This window comes from Novosphingobium sp. TCA1 (assembly GCF_009811895.1).
Taxonomy (GTDB): Bacteria; Pseudomonadota; Alphaproteobacteria; order Sphingomonadales; family Sphingomonadaceae; genus Novosphingobium; species Novosphingobium panipatense_A.
Window position 1 is genome coordinate 1 of the sequence record NZ_BLJH01000090.1, and the last position, 3,835, is coordinate 3,835.

Here is a 3,835-nt window from a genome sequence, read left to right on the forward strand (position 1 = left end):
TTCTCAACCTCGCCGCAGTGCGCCTATGGCTGAAATCTTATGTCAACGCGGCCTAGATCGCCATCAGCCCGATCATTCCTCAAGCTCTCGTCAACTGGCGTGCTCTGCGGCTCAAATTGAAACTCCGCTTGGGCGCCGTCGGTCGCCACTGCGCCTGACCGCTGCTTTTCCGTACTACGGCCCGCTTGGTCCATCGAAGAAATACCGTTGCCAGATTGTGAGTGATCGGCATCGAAGCATTCCAACTCGGCGCAAACCACCCCCGGGACCTGGTATCCGAACCGGTACAGGTCAAATCCATATTGTGCGGCAACCGACTGAAGCTCGTGCTCCAGCCTGTTGACGCGATGGTCATATGCTTCTGGCGCGGAACCATCAAATCCGCTCGCCTTTGCATAGGCTTGCGCTGCGCCGACAAGTTTGGCGCACTGGCTTCTCGTCCAATTCCCCAAATTGCCAGGCTCGAGCCATCTGATATTCCAAGAGGGGAAACGCGCTTTCGCCTCGTCAAAGAGTGGCTGAACATCGTCAGGAAAATCCACCACCCCCTCCTTCACATCCAGGATGACTTCGTCGTGGAGGGTGACGAAAGCACGGGGAACAGTAAGCCCGTATTCCAGCACGAGGCGCAATGCGTCGTGCAAGGATGCTACGAACATCCCGGGGTGATAAGTCCCATCCGGCAGTTCGAAGAAGACCCGGGCGACGATCGGTCGCATGAGATCATCGGCCCAGACACCACCGCGTCGGATCTGTCCTTCCATGAGCGTACCTCGCTTCATAGATCATTCGCAAGTCGCGAAATTCTATCCTAATTGCACCAACCAACAACCCACTTCCCTCCTTATGTTCGCAAATTGTTCTTCATTTTACATCAAGCCGATGTTATAATGAGAATATATGCAGGAACCCTGTCCTCCATGGTATGTCGGCGCCCGACGCCTTGAGCCGCCATCAAGCCTTGCACAAGCGAGCGCAGGCCGCCATTCCTGCATTTTCTGACCCTCGAGATATTGTACAGCCGATGAGAACCAGCCTCGATCACCTGCCGGCCAGAAAGCAACGCGAATTGGATCGGCTCGTTCAGATTATCTTTGAAGAATTTAATGATGCCCACGGTCAGCCCACGGGGCAGCGCAAGATGGGCCGAATTCTCAAGATTGTATTGTACGGGTCTTTTGCACGAGACAACTGGGTTGATGAGCCAACCACAGGCAAAGGCTATCAGTCGGATTTCGATATCCTGATCATCGTGAATCAGCCAGAGTTGACCGATTGGTTTGACTACTGGGAAAAGGCCGAAGAACGCTTGAACCGGGAGCGGGAGATTTCCGGTTATCTCAATACGCCAGTCCAACTCATCGTGCACACTCTGCAAGAGGTGAATGATGGCCTTGCGCATGGCCGCTATTTCTTCCTGGATATCGCCGACGATGGCATTGCCATCTACCAGGCCGACGATAGTGAACTGGCGAGGCCTCATCCAAAGACACCTGTCGCAGCGCTGACAATGGCTGAGGAATACTACGAAGAGAGTTTCCCAGCTGCGATGAGGCGATTCAAGGGGGCCAAGTTTCACATGTCGGAGGGGCATGTGAAGGAGGCTGCGTATGATCTTCACCAAACCGCGGAGGGGCTCTATCAGTGCGTATTGTTAGTCTGCACGTTCTATACTCCTCGCGCCCATAACCTGAATTTCCTTCGCAATCAGGCCGAGAAGGTTTCCGGTTTGCTGGTTGATACTTGGCCTCGCGAAACCAAGCGCGATAGAAGCAGGTTTGAAAAGCTCAAAGATGCATATGTTAAAGGACGTTACTCCAAGCACTTTAGCATCACCATGGAAGAACTCGAGTGGCTGGCCGCTCGCATAGAGGAATTAGGTCAAGCCGTTCACAAAGTTTGCGAAGGTAAAATAGCTGACCTTCGCTCCACGCTATGAAAAAAATATAATGATCAACACTACTGCAGGAGACATGGCCAATGAACAATGCTGAACTCGCCGATAAGCTCGCCACCGAACTCGGCGTCACCAAGGCGGACGCAAAGAAGGCCGTCGACGTCGTGTTCACAGCCATCGCTGACGCTGCCGCGACCGGCGATGAAATCTCACTGAACGGTTTTGGCAAGTTCAAGGTGAAAGACACGCCTGCACGCGAAGGCCGCAACCCATCGACCGGCGCTACCATCCAGATTGCAGCATCGAAAAAACTGACCTTCGCCCCCGCCAAAGCCATAAAAGACAAACTCAACGGGTAAGTCCATAGCGGCGTCGCAATCCAGGTGCGACGCCGCTGTTGCTTTAGGGTAATGGGTAATGGCGCCAACGTTGCCGACATTCGGCACCTCATTTGGACAGTCTGAAAGCTGACCTTCGTACACCAATTAGAGCATAATCCGACCTGACTGAATCGCTGGGGGTTCCCATGGTGCGGGAAAACTGATTCAACATGTCAGCTGGACCAGGAGGCCAGCCTGGCATGACGAAGTCCATCTCAGAGGATCTACGCTCGCGGGTAATTGCGGCGGTTGATAATGGCTTATCCCGGCGCGCGGCAGCTGAGCGTTTTGGAGTTGGGACAGCGAGCGCGATCCGCTGGGTTCGCGAATGGCGGGAAATTGGATCGACGCGCGCGAAGCGTCAGGGCGGCGACATGCGGTCGCGGCGGATTGAAGCCCATCGCGAAGTTATTCTCGGTGCGATCGCGGAGCAGGCGGACATCACGCTGATCGAACTGGCTGAGATGCTGCGATCAGAGCATGGAGCCGCATTTGCTCCGAGCACCATCTGGCGCTTTCTGGACCGTCACTCGATGACGATCAAAAAAAACGGCGCACGCCAGCGAGCAGGAGCGGCCCGACGTTCTCGCGCGGCGGCGTGCGTGGTTCAAGGCCCAGCCTGATCTCGATCCCGAACGGTTGGTGTTCATCGATGAAACCGGCGCCTCAACGAAGATGGCGCGCCTGCGCGGTCGGGCAAAGCGCGGTATGCGGTGTCGCTCGCCAATCCCGCACGGCCATTGGAAAACCACCACATTCACCGGCGCGTTACGCTTGACGGGCATGACAGCGCCTATGGTCCTGGACGGCCCCATGACCGGGGAATGGTTCGCTGCCTATGCCCAGCAGGTGCTGGCGCCAACGCTGCGTCCCGGCGACATCGTCATCCTCGACAATCTACCGGCTCATAAGACGATGGCAGCGCGTGAAGCCATTGAAGGGGCCGGGGCGCGTATGCTGTTCCTGCCGCCATACAGCCCCGACTTCAATCCAATCGAAAACGCTTTCTCGAAGCTCAAAGCCATCCTCCGAAAAGCCGCTGCTCGAACCGTTCCGGAGCTATGGGATGCAATTCGAGAGGCATTGCCGCGCTTCACCCCAGAAGAATGCGCAAACTATTTCACTGCCGCCGGATATGAACCAGAGTGATCGGATTATGCTCTAGTTAGCGAAGGTGAACGGCCAACCTTGGGACTTACCTGCCTTCCACGCTGGCGGCAACGGATAGCCGCTGTTGCCGTAAAAGCAGCCGTTAAGAATTCAACAGCTAGCAGGCTGCTCAAATCTTTCACCGGTATCGTTCGAGCCGCGAGGGATCCGCTTGGAACGGGGGGGTAGCGGACCAACTAGATCTGAATGTAGAGGAGCAGCTGAGATCACCCACGCGAATGGTGGGGCAGGAAGGTACGATGGTCGACGACGCTTCTCAACCAATCCAAAGCAAATGGAAACAGGTCGGATCGATCATGACCCACGTGGCTTCCATCGCGGGCATCCTTAGCCCGGCTTATTCATCGGGCTTGGTCAGAAGGGTTGGCGGGAGTGGTGTAAGCGATTG

4 protein-coding genes are annotated in these 3,835 nt (G+C 55.8%); 3 read left to right on the forward strand and 1 reads right to left on the reverse strand.

Translation table 11 applies throughout. The annotated features are described in order from the left end of the window. Positions 1-23: 23 nt before the first annotated feature. A complete protein-coding gene (locus tag NTCA1_RS28005; RefSeq protein WP_159832477.1) occupies positions 24-764 on the reverse strand; it encodes a hypothetical protein in 741 nt (246 codons plus the stop codon). Positions 765-1,024: 260 nt separating this feature from the next. Here NTCA1_RS28005 and NTCA1_RS28010 point away from each other — a divergent pair, with 260 nt between their 5' ends. The 3 genes from NTCA1_RS28010 to NTCA1_RS28020 all read left to right on the forward strand — a co-directional run bounded on the left by NTCA1_RS28010 (position 1,025) and on the right by NTCA1_RS28020 (position 3,426). Continuing rightward, complete coding sequence (locus tag NTCA1_RS28010; RefSeq protein ID WP_133085288.1) at positions 1,025-1,939, forward strand: nucleotidyltransferase and HEPN domain-containing protein; 915 nt, start codon at positions 1,025-1,027, stop codon at positions 1,937-1,939. 41 nt (positions 1,940-1,980) lie between these two features. Next, positions 1,981-2,256 carry an HU family DNA-binding protein gene (locus tag NTCA1_RS28015; protein ID WP_133085261.1) on the forward strand — a complete coding sequence of 92 codons (276 nt, stop codon included), beginning with the start codon at positions 1,981-1,983 and terminating at the stop codon, positions 2,254-2,256. Positions 2,257-2,477: 221 nt separating this feature from the next. After that, a protein-coding gene (locus NTCA1_RS28020) for an IS630 family transposase (protein WP_236549625.1) occupies positions 2,478-3,426 on the forward strand; the annotation gives its coding sequence in 2 pieces (ribosomal slippage) (positions 2,478-2,818 and positions 2,817-3,426; 951 coding nt in all). Positions 3,427-3,835 lie beyond the last annotated feature (409 nt).

What these genes read in the sequence shown, in the direction of transcription:
- NTCA1_RS28005 (WP_159832477.1), bottom strand. Translation starts at nt 764, where the DNA reads ATGGAAGGACAGATCCGACGCGGTGGTGTCTGGGCCGATGATCTCATG.
- NTCA1_RS28010 (WP_133085288.1), top strand. Translation starts at nt 1,025, where the DNA reads ATGAGAACCAGCCTCGATCACCTGCCGGCCAGAAAGCAACGCGAATTG.
- NTCA1_RS28015 (WP_133085261.1), top strand. Translation starts at nt 1,981, where the DNA reads ATGAACAATGCTGAACTCGCCGATAAGCTCGCCACCGAACTCGGCGTC.